The organism is Ferrimicrobium sp. (assembly GCA_022690815.1).
GTDB lineage: Bacteria > Actinomycetota > Acidimicrobiia > Acidimicrobiales > Acidimicrobiaceae > Ferrimicrobium.
This window is the reverse complement of record JALCZJ010000002.1, coordinates 1-15,572: the sequence shown is the minus strand read 5'-3', so window position 1 is coordinate 15,572 and position 15,572 is coordinate 1. Positions and strand designations below refer to the sequence as shown.

Here is a 15,572-nt window from a genome sequence, read left to right as displayed (position 1 = left end):
CCCCTCAGCTGGACATCATCGCACCTAGAGGTGGCCTAATGTCAATTGAAATCACTGCATTAGGAGTCTGGGGGCCTCATCGGCTCCGACGGTGAAGTAGTAAAAACTATCGACCGACCCCTCAGCCTTGAGCTCTTCAGCAGCGAGCGCGAGGCGCTTCATTGGCGAGCGAGCGCCACTCTGGTGCGCCAAAAGCGTGACGAGAAAGCCCTCACGACGAAAATAGCGCGCTTTGCTCAGCGCCTCGGCGATCTGATGGTCCGGTTCAAAAATTACGGTCAGTCTGCGTGACCCAGTCGCACGCAAGAGACCCAGCTCCTCAACGAGTCCAACGACCCGCTCAAACCCCAATGAAACGCCACAGGCCGGAGCTTCGGCCCCAAAGCGTGTCAACAACTGATCGTAGCGTCCACCGCCACCGATGGAACCAGCCCACCGAGGGTGGACAATCTCGTAGACCGTCGAGGTGTAATAGCCGATCCCTCGGACGATCAAGGGATCAAAGACAACCGGAACATCTCGTACCGATGTCCCCACATGCTGTTGAATCAACCCCAGATTAGCGCTGAGCTCCTTGGGAACGCCGAGATCGGTAAGGGCCTTGAGGTTCGACGCATCGCTGAGTTGTCCAAGCACGTTTACCAGCTGTCTACCGCGATCACCCTCGATCCCCTTGGACTCCAAGTCAGCAATCACGTCGGGCACACTCTGTTTATCGAGCTTGTCGAGCGCGATCATCGCCGCCATGTGACGATCATCAGGGATCTCGAGCTTGTGGAGAATAGACTCCAGAATCCTGCGATCATTGAGATGAATCTCAAAGCCCTCAAGCCCGATCTTGTGCAACGCCGAGGTGGCTGCGATTAACAGCTGCACCTCGGCGAGATAGCTCGAATCCCCCAATACATCGATGTCGGTTTGCATGAACTGGCGAAAGCGCCCGCGTTGTGGCCGCTCCGCCCGAAACACTGGACCGAGTTGCATGGCATAAAACGGTTTGGGAAGCTTTGACTGGTTGATCGAATAGAAGCGAGCAAGTGGCACGGTGAGATCAAAACGCAGGGCCGCATCGACGAGATCATCCTCAGATCCCCCGAGCGCGGCATCGAGCCGTTCGCCACGTTTTAAGACCTTGAACATCAGCTTCTCATTCTCGCCTGCACCAGAACTCGTCAACGTCTCCATCGTCTCGACGATGGGGGTCTCAATCTCAAAGAACCCATGCTGACGGTAGGCATCGCGAATGACCTGCAGTGTGTGCAACCTGACACCGGCTTCACCGGGCAGGATATCTCTCATTCCTCTCATAGGGCGAGGAGCTTGCATAATTACCTCCTACCCCACAAATCCTAAGGCACCTCTGAGCAATCGCGTCCCTTCGCGATGTTTCATGAGGAATAGAAACCGGCTGACCTTGTTGGGTCAAGCGTTGAGATGGTCACCACGGCCATTGAAAATGGCACTAGGGGAGGAAGTAACGATGAACATTCGATTAGCGGTCGTGAGTTTAGGTCTTGCTGGTTTGACATTGGCGGCGTGTGGCTCGTCAAGTTCCACGACGAGTTCGTCATCGAATTCGACCAAGTCGACAGCGTCTAGCACGTCGACCAAGAGTTCCAACGCATCCACGGTCAGCACAGGCGCAACCGTAGCCACGTCGAGTTCATCGGGATATGGCACCATCCTCACCTCGAAGGCCGGACAGACCTACTACATCTTCACCGCGGATACCAAGGGCAAATCAAACTGCACCGGAGCCTGTGCCAAAGCGTGGCCTCCCGTAACCGGCACGCCTTCGGTCTCCGGGGGAGCATCGTCCAAACTCGTGGGAACAATCACCCGATCCAACGGCCAGAAGCAGGTCACCTACGATGGACATCCTCTGTACACCTTTGCGAGCGATAGTGGTCCACACCAAATCACTGGCGAAGGCATCAACGCCTTTGGCGGTTATTGGTACGTGATTAGCCCATCCGGCAAGCCGATTACCTCCTCCGGTGGAGGCTCCACCTACGCCTCGACCACCTCATCGAGTTCGAGTTCGTCGTCGAAATCAGCCAGCGGCTGGTAGTCGCTGGGTCACAAGCAGACCTGTCACAAGCAGACCTGTCACAAGCAGACCTGTCACAAGCAGACCTGTCACAATCAGACCTGTCACAATCAGACCTGTCACAATCAGACTCTGCAAGCCCCAGTCATTAAGCCCATGCCAGTTCCAGCCAGAGCCGATCAAGCCAGAGCCGATCGTGTTCAGATGACGATGCTAGACCATCCATGGACATGCCCTTTAATGGCTACGCCCGTGAACGCCCGCGTCGGGGTGCCGTGAAATCATGCGGTGCTATCGTCGAACGCATCAGAACGGGCGTCCGCCGACGGCTGAACTCGGACTGAGTTGTGAGCGAGGAGCCAGTAGACGACGCCAGCGACGATAATGCCGGTGAAAACTGAGAAGTCGGCTCCTCCGCTTGCCTTCGACAGGGGCCCGACGAAGATCGTGGTGTTGATAGCGGCCAGCGAAGCGAGCATGCCGAGCACCTGGGCGATGATGGCGGGCCAGTGTACGCCGTTCTTGGACCAATACAGACCCCCCCTCTCGGCGTGCAACGCTTCGGCGTCGTATCGACGCCGGCGGAGGAGCCAGTCCGTGAGGTAGATCGCCGTCCATGGAGCAACCCAGACGATGATGAAGAGGACGAAGTCGCCAAGCAACGTATTGAAGCTATTCGAGAAGGTGGCATAAGCCGTGAGGGCCGCGCAGATCACGGTGTCCAGAACTACCGCCTGCAGGCGGGTGAGCTTGAGCCCAAGCGCCTGAAGCGTCACCCCAGAAGAGTAGAGATCCAGGCTGTTGATGGCGAATAGTTGCAGTATCGCGATCAACAGATAGGGCGTTAAGAACCACGCAGGGAAGGCGTGCGGCAACCCGCTAATCGGGTTGGTTGCACTCGGCACAAACGTAAAGATTGCCGCCCCCAAGACCATCAGAAGTATCGAGGGGATCGCTGTTCCGAGAAATACCCAGATCACCGTCTTGGGCTTGGAAGCGGTCTTAGGAAGATAACGTGAAAAGTCATTTCCGTTCTCTGTCCAACCGAGTCCAGATGCCGAAATGATGACCGCGAGAACAGCAAACATCACCTGCCAGCTCGCTCCGTGCGCCACTGAATGCACATTCAGCTTGCCCACCGAGAGGCCGGCCATCAGGGCGAACAGGATAAGAAATGGAACCGACAAGATTCGCATGGTGCGGAGGATGGCACCGTGGCCAAACAGGGGCAGGATCAATTGGATCATCGCCGCGATGAGGATGAAGACGATCTTGAGCCCGGTGCCAGCGTCGATACCACCCTGGTGAAACAGCGCAATCGCTGCGAGCACAATCAAGGCAAGGCCCTCGGTCTCAAAGCCGACTTGGGTCAACCAGTTAAACAGCGACAACAACTTGGAGCCATTTGGACCAAAGGCCGCCCGGTTGATCGTGAAGGTGGTCGTCCCGGCATCCGGCCCCTGCAGACTGGTGAGACCAAGAAGGAAAAATGAGAGGTTGCCGATCAAGATAATCCCAACTGCCTGAGCAAACGAAAGGCCAAAGCTCATCGCGAGGGCGCCGTAGACCACGTATTCGACGTTGAAGAGAGCCCCCGCCCACATCCAAAACAGGTCACGAGGGCGAGCCCATCGCTCGGCTTCGGGAACGAAATCGATCCCCCTCGTCTCGATGAGCGTTCCTGCCTCGGCGACAGGTACCTCCAACGCTTTCTTCACGACACCCTCCAGACCAGAACCCCCAACCAATGCCGACACCAGCGTACCGGATCTTGTGGTCAAGATCGGTGACGCCTTGATGAACCTCAACAACCTCGTATGGTCATTTAGCCCCAACTACACTAAAACAGTGTTCGAAAGCTACCGCCGCCACTCTGGGGACCTCATCGCAAAGGCGCGAGGCGACCTCCCAGCCGATCTATTACTGCGCGGACTACGCCTGTTTGTACCCACCACCAAGGAGTGGCTTACCACCGATGTCGCCATCGCAGACGGCACGGTGATCGGGTGGGGAGCCCGTGACGCCATCGAAGTACTCGACCTCGATGGTGCCTGGGCTACGCCGAGCTTCATCGATGCCCACATGCATATTGAGTCGACCAAACTCTGGATTCCAGACTTCGTGGCCGCGGTGCTCCCATGGGGAACGACCGCCGTCGCCAACGATCCACACGAAATGGCAAACGTGATGGGACACATAGGCGTCAGCGCCATGATCGAAGCCGCCCGCGGCCTGCCGTTCACCTTTGGATTCTCGGCCTCGTCATGCGTGCCTGCCTCGAGGTTCGAGAGCCCTGGCGCGACGTTCGACCTCGACGACATCCGTTGGTTGCTCGCTGATGCGAACGGCATCGGCCTGGCCGAGGTGATGAACTTCCCCGGCGTCATTGCAGGGGATCCGGAGCTACTAGCCAAAATCGCGGCCGCTGGTCATGCACGCGTCGATGGGCATGCACCTGGGCTCACCAGTCACGACCTCGACGCCTATCTATGTGCAGGGATCGAATCAGATCACGAGATGTTCACCTACGAAGAGGTCGTCGAAAAACGACGAAAGGGAATGTGGGTCTTTCTGCGTCACGGATCGGCGAGTCAAAATCTCGCTACCCTCGCTCAAACGGTCATCGAGGCCGGAACGAGTCGCGTCGCACTCTGCAGTGACGACCGAGAACCCGACCTCATCGTCTCACGTGGGCACGTCAATCATTGCATCGACGTTGCCCGCGACGCTGGCATCTCCCTCGAAGACGCGCTGGTGATGGCGACCCTCAACGCGGCGGAGTACCACGGCTTTCGACACCTTGGCATTGTGGCGCCTGGATATCAGGCAGACCTCAATATCTACGCCTCAATGGATCACCTTATGCCGGACATGGTCGTACAAAGAGGCACAATCGTAGCCCGTAAGGGCTCCATGGTGATTCCGCTTCGTCAGATGCCACCACCCAAAGCTCTACTGAACTCCGTGCATCTGCCATCAGCGCTGGATGCAGACTCGTTTGCGACCTCGGTGCAAGCGGGCCAAACGATTCGGGCCATCGAGGTTGTGGAACATTCGCTCGCCACCAAATCCCGGTTGGTCACGTTCGTTGACGATGACCCAGCCCTCAACCAGCTCACCGTCATCGAGCGACACCACGCAACTGGACGCAGTGGGCATGGTTACCTGCTGGGCTTCGGTCTCCGTCGGGGAGCGATCGCCTCAACGGTTGCTCATGACGCCCACAATCTCATGATCGTCGGCGCCAATTCCGAGCAGGGCCGCCAAGACATGGCAACCGCTGCCAACTATGTCGCCTCGATCGGCGGTGGTCAGGTCGTTTGCCTCGATGGCAAGATCATTGCCGAGGTGGCGCTGCCAATCGCTGGCTTGATGAACAACATCGGTGCCGACATCCTGGGCCAACAGGTCGCGAGCACCCACGACACCATTCGGACGGCCCTCGGCTCTGAGCTTGAGGCACCGTTCATGACCCTTTCGTTCCTCGGGCTATCGGTCATACCGTCGCTCAAGCTAACCGACCAGGGCCTGATCGATGTCGAAAGTTTTCGAATAACGCCACTCGTCGTCGACTGAGAGCAACCTCGACGTCGCTAGGACTGGTGCCATGCACGCATGGACTCATGCAGCTACAGTGGACCTATAAGGAATGAAAGGATCAGCCATGCGAGATGCTGTTATCGTCGATGTCGTTCGCACGCCGGGAGGCAAGCGCAACGGGAGCCTCACAGGATGGCACGCCGTTGACTTGGCGGCTTTCGCCATCCAAGGATTGCTCGAACGTAATGCGTTCGACCCCGCCCAGATCGACGATGTTATCTTTGGATGCGTGAGTCAAGTAGGCGAGCAGTCAGCCAACATTGCCAGGAACGCAGCCCTTGCTGCCCATCTTCCAGAATCGGTCCCCGGCACCACCGTCGACCGTCAGTGCGGTTCGTCCCAGCAGGCGGCTGCATTTGGGGCTCAGGCCATCCTCGCTGGCGCTGCTGACATCGTTATCGCCGGTGGCGTAGAGTCTATGAGCCGAGTGCCGATGGGATCGTCCATGGGACAGGGTCCCGGGGTCCCCTTTGGTCCAATCCTTGGGGCACGTTACCAGGACCGCGGTGGCCTAATTCATCAAGGACTCTCCGCCGAGCTGATCGCCGAAAAATGGGGGTTAAGCCGCGACGATCTGGATCAGTATGCCCTTCGAAGCCAGCAACGTGCTGCCCAAGCGACGAACGATGGGAGATTCAAGAACGAACTCCTGGCGATCGAGATCAAAGATGCCAATGGCAACCCTGTGGGCACCATCCTTGACGTCGACGAGGGAATCCGCCCTAACACAACCCTTGAGGCACTGGGCGGTCTCAGACCGGCCTTCAAGGAAGATGGCAAGATCACCGCTGGCAACTCCTCACAGATTACCGACGGTGCCTCAGCAGCGCTCATCATGAGCGGCGAGCGAGCTGCCCAACTCGAACTCACCCCTCGCGCACGTTTTGTCTCCTTCACCGTGGTCGGGGCCGACCCCATCATGATGTTGACAGCCCCCATCCCCGCCACCGAACGGGTGCTCGACAACGCCAAGCTCACCCTCGATCAGATCGATCTGATCGAGATCAATGAGGCCTTTGCCTCGGTTGTCCTTGCCTGGGAACACGAACTTCGTCCCGACCCCGATCGGGTCAACGTCAACGGAGGAGCCATCGCCCTTGGGCATCCCTTGGGAGCGTCAGGAACTCGGTTGCTCGCCACCCTCGTCAACGAACTCGAGCGCACTGGTGGGCGTTACGGGCTCCAGACGATGTGTGAAGGTGGCGGCATGGCTAATGCCTACATCATCGAGCGCTTAGGTTAACCGGCGACCAAGCACAAGGCTGATGTGTCGACGTATTTTGTCGGCCCATGGCCGCTACAACTTTTAACGCGCCACGGCGACCGAGGGGCGCCCGCAATTGCCAAGCACCCCTCGTTCGCTCGTCCTTCCACTGTTGAGACGAACCCAGTTAGTGGCGCGAGATCCGAATAACGCGAGGTACACAACCATCATCGTGTTTTCGCATCCCAACCGTTGAGGGACATGGATAGTCGATATCACTGCGTATGCCCCGTCAATGATATTTTGTCGCTGCGTAGAAACAGCCTGCCAGCAGCACCAAACCTCCGATGGTGTACCAGCCACTTTGCGATCCCGGCAGCACCAACAAAAAGTTGAGGATGATCATCAACGCACCCGCGAGCCCCAACCCGATAAACAGGATCAGATAGATCAGGTTGCTCTTGGACTCCTCGGGCCGAGGTTTCGGTGGCGTATACCGGCCTCCCTGGGGGTGCTTTGACTTTTTCTGGCGAGCCACGCCTCCTAGTGTAGCTACGATGGTGGGGATGCTCCACAACGTCCTCGTCATCGACAACTTCGATTCGTTCGTCTACAATCTCGCCCAATACGTTGGTGAGCTAGGGGGGAGCCCTAGGGTGATCAGACAGGATTTGATCGCCCGAGATCCCAGCTTGATCGGTTCGCCAGACGCGATCATCATCTCACCTGGACCGGGACAACCCTCCACATCACTCGGTGGTATCGCCGTCCTCAACAGCCGGCCAGACACCCCAATACTCGGCGTCTGCTTAGGGCACCAACTCATAGGTGAGTTTTTTGGTGCCAACGTCATCCGGGCCAGGACGGTGATGCATGGGAGAACGTCAGTAATCACCCACGACGGGGCTGGCGTCTACCGGGGACTGGCCCCCCATGTAACCGTCACCCGTTATCACTCGTTGGTTGTCGATCCCACAACCGTTCCCGAGGACCTACTTGTCACGAGTCGCACCAACGACGGGGTCATCATGGGGCTACGCCATCGATCGCTCCCTATCGAGGGTGTCCAGTTCCACCCTGAGTCCATCCTCTCGGACGATGGACTACGCATGATCGGCAACTTCCTCGATCAATAACCCCGGGCGACCATTCTCTACCAGCTACTCATAATCGAGCACTTCGCGCCCAACGACTTGTGACCAACTTCAAGCCGTTGAGGGCGGCAGGGATTGACTAACCTGCGGCTGGTGGTGATCCGGAGCCTGGCGCGCTCGGACCGCTCGGGGACGAACCGCTCGAGACCGTTAGGGTGATCGAGGTACCGGCTGGCTCCTGTGTCCCAGCGGCAGGGGTCGTCCCAATGACGTCGCCACTGGCGACCGTCGAACTGGACTGGTATTGGTTCTGCGAAGCGACCGTAAACCCGGCATTCTGTAGTGCGGTCGTGGCCGCCGACACCGTGTCTCCAGCGACATTGGGAACAGCAGTGGTGCTCCCCGACGAGACGATCAAATTCACCGAGCTATTGGGAGCAACCTGTGACCCAGACGTGGGAGAGGTCGATATTACATCCCCGTTAGCGACGGTGGAGCTGGCCTGATAGGTGACGGTACCCACCTGTAGCCCATCTGCACCAAGTTTGTTCGACGCTGTGGCAACGCTCTCACCGGCGACGTTGGGTACGGTCAACTGCGATGGCCCGCTTGAGACCGTCAAGATAACCGTTGAGCCCTTCGCGACCGACTGACCAGCACTAGGTGATTCGCCAATAACGGTGCCTTGCGAGGCCGATGCGTGCTTGTAGTTGGTCGAGACGTTGAACCCTTTAGCGAGCAACGTCGACTCCGCATTCGACGACGACTGCCCTTTGACGTCCGGTACCGTTACTGCCGAAGGGCCACTGGAGACGACCAGCGTCACCGTTGAGCCCTTCTTGGCATGTGATCCACCCCGAGGTGACTCGCCGATGACGGTACCCGATGACTGAGACGAATTCCTGAACTCGACATTTGACTGCAAACCAGCTCGGCTCAACGCCGAGGTGGCGCCTTGCTCACCAGCTCCCGTTACGTTCGGTACCAAGACGCTGGCGACCGTTGTCGGTTTGGGTTTAGCCTGCGAGGCAAGCAGTCGCTTGCCAAAGAGAACACCTGCACCCGCCAAGAGGAGGATCACGATCACGAGCAGGACCCATGGCCATACGCGGTGGCGCCGTTTGGTCGGGGGTGCGCTCACCACCGGAATCGACGAGGTGGATTCGATCGCCGTGATGAACTGTGTCCGTGGCCCGGTGTTGGTCACCGGCTTGGCGACGATGGTGGCGTCGGCGGCCACAACACTTGCCATCTCGACCGTCCCGGCATGAATGGGGCGATCATCGAGAAAACGGAGCAGATCAGAGCGAAGTTCACCGGCATCACTGTATCGATTGACACGATCCTTCTGGAGGCATTTCAACACGATCGTCTCGAGGGCCGGCGGGATGGCAGGGTTGACCGAACGCGGAGCTGCGGGTCGCTCAGTGACGTGTTTGTAGGCAACGGCGATCGGGGTCTCAGCGAGGAACGGGGCGGTACCGGTGAGCATCTCGTAGAGCACGATGCCGAGCGAGTAGACGTCGCTTCGTCCATCGAGATCCTCCCCGCGAGCCTGCTCTGGCGAGATGTAGGTGGCAGTGCCGAGCACGGCCCCAGTCTGGGTGAGGTCCTCATCGTTAGTCACCGCCCGCGCAATCCCGAAGTCTGCGACTTTGACCATCCCATCCTCGGTGAGCAGCACGTTCGACGGCTTGATATCGCGATGCACAACCCCATGTCGATGGGCAAAAGCGAGCGCCAATGCAACGTCTGCTCCGATAACGGCCGCACGTCCTGGAGCGACCATACCAGACTCTCGGATTACATCGGCAAGCGTTGAGCCTGTCACGAGCTCCATTGCGATGAAGTATGTCGAGTTTGCTGGCCCCCAGTCATACACCGACACGATATTTGGGTGCGATAGGGCGGCAGCCGACTGCGCCTCACGCCGAAAGCGCTCCACGAAGGTTGGGTTCGTCGAGAGCTCAGGGAAAAGTACCTTGAGCGCCACGAGCCGGTCCAATAGAAGGTCTCGCGCCTCATACACATCGGCCATACCGCCTCGAGCGATGAGTCGTTCAGGACGGTAGCGAGTCCCGAAGGTTTGACCCTGTGGGTTTTCAGTCATCTAAGCCAGCTTTCACGGTTTGACTCCTAACGCTGCTGCAATCATCGCCTTAACGACTGGGCCTGCGTATTGTGCCCCGGTGGGGTTGGCCGAGAGGCCCGCCTGTTTGGGGACAACCACCGCGATGGCGATCTTTGGATCTTGCACCGGAGCGAATGCCACCATCCAGTTATCGGATTGGCCGACAATATTCGAGTGCCGGGTCAAGGTCGTCTGCGCCGTTCCGGTCTTGGCAGCGATCTCGATACCAGGAAGGGCGATCCCTGTGGCGGTACCGTTCTTCACGACACCGACCATGAGCTGTGCGACTTTTGCCGCCGTCGATGGGGACGTAGCCACCTTCCAAACCTTTGGCTGGTACGACAAGACCGTGGAGTCTTGACTTGAGATGATCCGTGAAAGCAGGTGAGGGGCCATGATGGAGCCGTCATTGGCGATACCGGCACCCACCAGCGCCATTTGGAGCGCCGTCGCCTGGTCATCACCCTGGCCGATGGCCGAAAACGCGAGTTGGGGAAGATTCTGCGAGAAGAACGAGGTCGGTGGAAAGGTTGATGCGGCGGCACCAGGTAAATCGATCGGGGGCACCTGGTTGAAGCCGAAATTCTCAGCCTCGGAATGCAGGTTCGACGCACCAAGGCGCAATCCAATCTGGGCAAAGCCGGTGTCACAGGAGACTGCCAACAACGCGGGCAACTCCCCACCGCACACTTCGTAAGCGTAGTTATGCAGGTGATGGGTCGTTTCGGGAAGCGCGATCGTGGCCACGGGTGGGAAGTTAACCCTCGCTAACTTCGGATCGTGATCGAAGATCGCAGAGGTTGTCACGATCTTGAAGGTTGATCCAGGAGGATAGGCCCGTGAGATTGCCCGGTTCAAGAGCGGCTGCTCAGGGTTCGCGTTGTAACTCTTCCAAGCATCCTCCTCCACCGTGCCACTTGGGGAGGCGAGGGGCGCCGGATTGTACGTCGGGTTCGACGCCATAGCGAGGACTGCTCCCGTCTTCGGATTGAGCGCAACCACCGCGCCCTTGAGCGCACCGAGGGCCTTGTAAGCAGTCGCTTGCAGGTTCGAGTCGATAGTCGTTACCAGCGAATCCGTCGTATAACTTTTCGAGAGCAGTTGCGAAAATGAGCTTGGTGTTGCGACTTTGCCCTCAAGATATTGGTTGTACTCGTACTCGAGGCCAGAGGTTCCATAAATCAGTGAATAGTAACCGGTTACATCCGAGTACAGAGACCCATGGGGATAGACACGCTGGTATTTGTATTGCGAACTCGATGGAACCGACATCGCCATCACCTGGCCATTAGCCGTGAGGATCTCCCCTCGGGGCGTTGAAAATGCTTTGATGATGGCTGAATAATTGCCAGGTGCATCAGAGAGGCTACTGGCCTTCACGATTTGAAGGTCGTTGAGCTGGAGGAAAAGGATCGCAAAGATCAAGAGGAAAAGAGCCCCGACAAAGGTAATCCTGCGTCTCATAGCGCACCTCCATAGGCGATGGTGGTGGATGAGAACTGTTGGGTCGCATTATGCACGAACTGCTTTGCCTGTGAGAGAGACCCCTCGCTGATGCCGTGAAGGATCTGTGACCGAACGCCCTCGGCAAGCCGATCAAGACGAATGTTGGTGAGGTCGACGACATGGGGACTGAACCATAGCACGCCTCCTTGCCGACCCTGATAGATCGCAACGCGATTATCCAATGCTGTTACAAAGTAGGAGTGCTGGACATAGAGATCGATGGCAAACACGACGACACCTGCAAACACAATCAGCAGGATGAGGAATAGCGCGGCTCTCACCAGCGGACGAGAGATCGCCGAACGTTGGGTCATGCTGTTTGGCAACGGTGATGGAATCCGGTTGGTCTTGAGTGCTCGTTCCCCGACCGGAACCACCTGGGGAGCCTCCATCGGCTCTTGGTAATGTTCCTCTAATCGCACTGCTCCACGCCCGGGTGTATCGATCTTGACGACAACGACCGTGATATTGTCGTTTCCTCCATGCTGATTGGCAGAGCGTATGAGGGCGTCGACAGCTTCCTCGGGGTTCTGGGTTGCAAGCACACGAGCGATCTCATCGTTGGAAACCTCGTTGATCAGGCCATCCGAACACAAAAGCACGACGTCGCCAGCTTGTAACGGCACCTGAAAGTGGTCAGGCGAGACATCGAGGGCAACGCCGAGCACCCTCGTCAGCACGTGTCGAGCCCGATGGGTCATCGCCTGCTCGCGGGTGATCGAGCCAGCATCCACCAACTCCTGGACAAACGTATGGTCGTTCGTAAGTTGGGTGAGTTCACCATCGCGTAGCAGGTAGGCACGAGAATCCCCCACATTGAAGATGTCCGCCCGCGACTCCTCGGCATTGACCAACGCCATCGTCAACGTCGTGCCCATACCCTCGAGCGCTACCTCATGTTGGGCGCGATCGAGGATCGATCGGTTCGCGTTATCGATTGCTACCTCTGGGTGGTCCCCAGCCTTCAATGAAGCCACCGTCTCAGAAACGGCTACCTCAGCGGCAACGTTACCGCCAGCATGGCCGCCCATGCCATCAGCAACGATGAAGACGGAGCCATCCGCAAACAAACGATCCTGATTCTGGGCACGTACCCTGCCGGTATCGGTCGCCGCAGCGTAGGTCACGTTCACTTGGCAACGACCTTCATCGCCGTTTTGCCGAGCTGGATCACATCGCCCTTCGTGACTCGCATCGGAGCTTCGAGCAAGTCGCCGTTGACGAACGTTCCGTTCCTTGAACCCAGGTCAGCAACGACCAAGTGCCGACGATCGAGATAAATCTCTGCATGACGTTGGGACACAAAACTATCCTCAGCCAATGCGATCGAACACGCCTTGTCGCGTCCAACCACCGACGGGGTCTCGAAGACGAACGAACGGCCGGCATAGGGCCCCTCTAAAACGAGGAGCTTACCTGAGGTTTTATCGGTATGGGTGCCGACACTCACGGGCTTGGAAACTGGTTCATTCATGGGTACGGACACGAGGTTTGTTGCGACGGTGGTCCGTGCCTGACGCCTCGTCTCTCGCCATACCGCACGCATGGCAAAGAGAAAAAACAACCAGATGAGGGCGATCAGCACGTACTTTAACGCGCTCAATAACAGAAGCGGCATCGATTAACCCTTGCGTACCGAGAGATCCGTCGTCCCGACCGTCACGACATCACCTTGGTTCAACTCCGTCGGCCTCGAAATCTTTGCGCCATTGACAAAAGTGCCGTTCGTAGACCCTAAATCGAAGACGGTAATGCTGCCCTCGTCGACCACAATTTCTGCCTGCCGTCGTGAGACCCTAGGATCATCGACAAAAATATCTGATCCCGCAAGCCTTCCGATGACATGCGTTCCGATCGTGAGCTTGACCGGCGTGCCATCGGGCATCACGACCGCCCACCGATCACCAAAGCCACGCTCCTCACGAAATGTGCAATCGATGTAGAACGTCCCGGACTTGAGCTCAGGGTCTTCGATCAGCTGGAGATCGATCGGCCCAAGGAGTTCGTAGTCACCCCCCTCGACGGTCTCTTGGGCCAGCACGCGCAGCTCGCTCTCCACCCGATTGCGTAGGGGACTCAACTCGCGTAAGTCCTCGACGGATAACCCAACAGTAAGGACGTTGGGGGCGACGCTTGATCGCACGCCGACACGACTGGATCGTTCGATCTCGCGCACGAGTCTACGACCCAGCTCAGCTGGTTCAATTCCCCGCGGACTTCCCTTGGCAAAGATTGACTCCACCACAGCCGCGATCTTACGTTCGAACGATTCGAGACCCACTCCACTAGCACTATAACCAGGAATCGATGAAACCAGCCTTCTTTTCACCGGGATAACTCAAGGAGTATAGCAGATGGCTCGTATCCACGATAGGATGAGAGCTCCGGGCGAGTGGCGGAATTGGTAGACGCGCAGGATTCAGGTTCCTGTGAGGGCAACCTCGTGGGGGTTCAAGTCCCCCCTCGCCCACCACCGTAGTAACGCAACCACGCTTAAGCTCTACTACGTTCGCGCCCAACCACGACAGTGTCGACCCAACCACGGAGCGTGCTTTGCCGACGATCCATTGACTGAGCAGGCCATCGAGTGACCTCAGGCCAGTCAGTCCCAGCTCGCCGATGTTAGTTCTCTGCGTAAACGCCGATCTCACTGAAGGCATATCCCATGACGGCTTGCTGAGCCCTCTTTGAACACAACGTGCGCCAGCATTGGGTCGCAAACGATAGCGGGCCGACGCTCATCGCACCCCGATCGCAAAGGTCAGGCCTCCTCATTGTTGCAACAAAAGTGCTCGAGGCCAACCTCCCCAAGGTCAATTCATCAACCGCCCAGCGACGCCCCTGGCTGCGGCATGACCAAGCCGTTTGTGTCCGACGTCATGAGTAACCACTGGCCCACGGGACGTGACCTCCTGAACGCATCACCCAAGCGCACATCTGACCAATACCTCTGGCTACCTCAGGCCAACGACCAGTTTCAAAGGACAAATCGGGTCAAGATGAAATCACGTGGCGATAGCGGCACTAGCCCAGAGTGTCTACAGCTCGCTGGTCTCACACTACGCTGATGACCGTATCAGCATCGCTGCCACACAGAGCCATTTGCCCAGCAGTCGATCGTTATCAAGACCCTTTGATCAGTCACTGAGGCCAAAGAGGGAGGATGAGCGCAGCGCATGCATCCATCAAGTCAGAAGACCGACGGCTTACCAACGCTCTTAGTTGTGACCGTACTCGATGCATCCCCGTACAACAACGACCCCCTCGGTGATTGTCAGCCATGACGATCACCGAATTCCTCGTCATCCTCGGCATCACGCTCGCCGCCGAGCTCACCGACAAATCGATGGTTGCCGCCGTACTGATCAGCCGACGTAATGGGCCCGTTATCACCTTGTCAGCAGCCATCGCAGCAGTCGGGATCGAGGCCTTTCTCGTCGCGTTCATCGCCAACTCGATTCGACTGATCCTGCGCGGGACGCTGATTCACGTGGTGGTCGGCATCGTGTTGACGGTGATCGGGGTCCTGTTGCTCATCAAAGCCTTCCGCACCGAGGACGAGGACGCCAAACCTGACCAACGCACGACGAGTTGGCCCAAGATCTTCCTGATTTTCTTCCTCGCCGAGCTTGGCGACGTCACCCAGGCCACGACCGCAGGCTTTGCCCTAGCGACTGGGTCCCCGATCTTTGTCGGGCTCGCCGCCACGCTCGGGATGGGGATCTCGCTCACGGCGGCCATCGCCCTCACCCGCTTCACCCAACACCTCTCGCAGCGCGTGCTCTACACACTGGCTGGCCTCATCATCCTCATCCTTGCTGGCCTCTCCTTCGCCGGGATCGGCATGTAGCCACGGTGTGGATTGGACCCATCAACACACCAATCCCCCTCGAGGGAGGGGGATTGGTGTGTGCCTAGGGATGGGGTCTTGGTTACATCAGGTGTTGCTCGGGGTACCTGATTCGCTCGTTGTGTTGTTGTGAGTTC

General features: G+C 58.0%; 13 protein-coding genes and 1 tRNA gene. 6 read left to right on the top strand and 8 right to left on the bottom strand.

The window, feature by feature from the left end; genetic code table 11:
* Positions 1-51: 51 nt before the first annotated feature.
* Entirely contained in the window at positions 52-1,299 is a 1,248-nt protein-coding gene (locus tag MP439_00805) for an ATP phosphoribosyltransferase regulatory subunit (GenBank protein ID MCI2974608.1), read from the bottom strand.
* 181 nt (positions 1,300-1,480) lie between these two features.
* Between MP439_00805 and MP439_00800 the strand changes: the two genes are divergently transcribed.
* Positions 1,481-2,071: a hypothetical protein gene (locus tag MP439_00800; GenBank protein MCI2974607.1), complete on the top strand. Its 591-nt coding sequence runs from the start codon at positions 1,481-1,483 to the stop codon at positions 2,069-2,071.
* A gap of 260 nt (positions 2,072-2,331) precedes the next feature.
* Here MP439_00800 and MP439_00795 read toward each other — a convergent pair whose 3' ends face one another.
* Positions 2,332-3,831, bottom strand: coding sequence for a cytosine permease (locus MP439_00795; GenBank protein MCI2974606.1), 1,500 nt, complete (start codon positions 3,829-3,831; stop codon positions 2,332-2,334).
* Between MP439_00795 and ade the strand changes: the two genes are divergently transcribed.
* Both ade and MP439_00785 read left to right on the top strand, forming a co-directional pair.
* Complete coding sequence (gene ade / locus MP439_00790; GenBank protein MCI2974605.1) at positions 3,824-5,626, top strand: adenine deaminase; 1,803 nt, start codon at positions 3,824-3,826, stop codon at positions 5,624-5,626. The genes MP439_00795 and ade overlap by 8 nt on opposite strands.
* An 88-nt stretch (positions 5,627-5,714) precedes the next feature.
* On the top strand, positions 5,715-6,893 hold the full coding sequence (locus MP439_00785) for a thiolase family protein (protein ID MCI2974604.1): 1,179 nt from the start codon (positions 5,715-5,717) through the stop codon (positions 6,891-6,893).
* Positions 6,894-7,146: 253 nt separating this feature from the next.
* Here MP439_00785 and MP439_00780 read toward each other — a convergent pair whose 3' ends face one another.
* The gene (locus MP439_00780) at positions 7,147-7,392 is read right to left on the bottom strand and encodes a hypothetical protein (protein MCI2974603.1); all 246 of its coding nucleotides are present in this window, start codon (positions 7,390-7,392) and stop codon (positions 7,147-7,149) included.
* A gap of 28 nt (positions 7,393-7,420) precedes the next feature.
* Between MP439_00780 and MP439_00775 the strand changes: the two genes are divergently transcribed.
* Positions 7,421-7,990, top strand: a complete 570-nt coding sequence (locus tag MP439_00775) for an aminodeoxychorismate/anthranilate synthase component II (GenBank protein ID MCI2974602.1) — start codon at positions 7,421-7,423, stop codon at positions 7,988-7,990.
* 97 nt (positions 7,991-8,087) lie between these two features.
* Here MP439_00775 and pknB read toward each other — a convergent pair whose 3' ends face one another.
* The 5 genes from pknB to MP439_00750 are packed head-to-tail and all read right to left on the bottom strand — an operon-like array spanning position 8,088 to position 13,827.
* A complete protein-coding gene (gene pknB / locus MP439_00770) occupies positions 8,088-10,058 on the bottom strand; it encodes a Stk1 family PASTA domain-containing Ser/Thr kinase (GenBank protein ID MCI2974601.1) in 1,971 nt (656 codons plus the stop codon).
* A 12-nt stretch (positions 10,059-10,070) separates the two neighbouring features.
* On the bottom strand, positions 10,071-11,543 hold the full coding sequence (locus tag MP439_00765) for a penicillin-binding protein 2 (GenBank protein MCI2974600.1): 1,473 nt from the start codon (positions 11,541-11,543) through the stop codon (positions 10,071-10,073).
* Positions 11,540-12,718 (bottom strand): Stp1/IreP family PP2C-type Ser/Thr phosphatase, encoded by a 1,179-nt coding sequence (locus MP439_00760; protein MCI2974599.1) that lies wholly within the window; start codon positions 12,716-12,718, stop codon positions 11,540-11,542. Before MP439_00760 ends, MP439_00765 begins: the two co-directional genes overlap by 4 nt.
* Positions 12,715-13,203: an FHA domain-containing protein gene (locus MP439_00755; GenBank protein MCI2974598.1), complete on the bottom strand. Its 489-nt coding sequence runs from the start codon at positions 13,201-13,203 to the stop codon at positions 12,715-12,717. The genes MP439_00760 and MP439_00755 overlap by 4 nt, the downstream gene beginning before the upstream one ends.
* Positions 13,204-13,206: 3 nt before the next feature.
* A complete protein-coding gene (locus tag MP439_00750) occupies positions 13,207-13,827 on the bottom strand; it encodes an FHA domain-containing protein (protein ID MCI2974597.1) in 621 nt (206 codons plus the stop codon).
* A gap of 144 nt (positions 13,828-13,971) precedes the next feature.
* Here MP439_00750 and MP439_00745 point away from each other — a divergent pair.
* Together MP439_00745 and MP439_00740 are read left to right on the top strand one after the other, a co-directional pair.
* Positions 13,972-14,058 (top strand) — tRNA-Leu (locus MP439_00745).
* Positions 14,059-14,865: 807 nt separating this feature from the next.
* Entirely contained in the window at positions 14,866-15,435 is a 570-nt protein-coding gene (locus tag MP439_00740; protein ID MCI2974596.1) for a TMEM165/GDT1 family protein, read from the top strand.
* Positions 15,436-15,572: the final 137 nt, after the last annotated feature.

Coding starts and splice junctions, on each gene's coding strand:
- MP439_00805 (MCI2974608.1), bottom strand. CDS start 1,299: ATGAGAGATATCCTGCCCGGTGAAGCCGGTGTCAGGTTGCACACACTG.
- MP439_00800 (MCI2974607.1), top strand. CDS start 1,481: ATGAACATTCGATTAGCGGTCGTGAGTTTAGGTCTTGCTGGTTTGACA.
- MP439_00785 (MCI2974604.1), top strand. CDS start 5,715: ATGCGAGATGCTGTTATCGTCGATGTCGTTCGCACGCCGGGAGGCAAG.
- MP439_00775 (MCI2974602.1), top strand. CDS start 7,421: ATGCTCCACAACGTCCTCGTCATCGACAACTTCGATTCGTTCGTCTAC.
- pknB (MCI2974601.1), bottom strand. CDS start 10,058: ATGACTGAAAACCCACAGGGTCAAACCTTCGGGACTCGCTACCGTCCT.
- MP439_00765 (MCI2974600.1), bottom strand. CDS start 11,543: ATGAGACGCAGGATTACCTTTGTCGGGGCTCTTTTCCTCTTGATCTTT.
- MP439_00755 (MCI2974598.1), bottom strand. CDS start 13,203: ATGCCGCTTCTGTTATTGAGCGCGTTAAAGTACGTGCTGATCGCCCTC.
- MP439_00740 (MCI2974596.1), top strand. CDS start 14,866: ATGACGATCACCGAATTCCTCGTCATCCTCGGCATCACGCTCGCCGCC.